This is a genomic window from Paenibacillus sp. EB106-06-01-XG199 (assembly GCF_058791575.1).
The window spans coordinates 56,962-57,478 of record NZ_JBYTDQ010000018.1 but is presented as its reverse complement, the minus strand read 5'-3'; the positions used below and the strand labels follow the sequence as shown (position 1 = coordinate 57,478).

Here is a 517-nt window from a genome sequence, read left to right as displayed (position 1 = left end):
ACGACGGATGGCACAACGCCAACCAGCAGCAGCACGCTTTATAGCGGTCCAATCACCCTGACGAGCGCGACGACGATGAAGGCCATCGCGGTGAAACCGGGGATGACGGACAGCTCCGTGCTGAGCGAGAGCTACACGATTATGGCGCAAGTAGCAGCGCCGACAGCGAATCCAGCCGGAGGCGAGGTAGCGTCCGGCACGGAGGTGACGCTGAGCAGCGCCACCAGCGGAGCGGTGATCTACTATACGACGGATGGCACAACGCCAACCATCGGCAGTACGCTCTACAGCGGAGCGATCACCCTGACGAGCGCGACGACGATGAAGGCCATCGCGGTGAAACCGGGGATGACAGACAGCGCGGTGCTGAGCGAGAGCTACACGATTGCAGCGCAGCAGGTTGCAGCGCCGACAGCAAATCCAGCCGGAGGCGAGGTAGTGTCCGGCACGGAGGTGACGCTGAGCAGCGCAACTAGCAGCGCAGTGATCTACTATACGACGGATGGCACAACGCCAA

1 protein-coding gene is annotated in these 517 nt (G+C 62.3%); it reads left to right on the top strand.

Going from position 1 to position 517, the window contains the following annotated elements:
• A partial coding sequence (locus AC3WT9_RS32980) for a chitobiase/beta-hexosaminidase C-terminal domain-containing protein (RefSeq protein ID WP_492408802.1) occupies window positions 1-517 on the top strand: 517 nt, incomplete at both ends.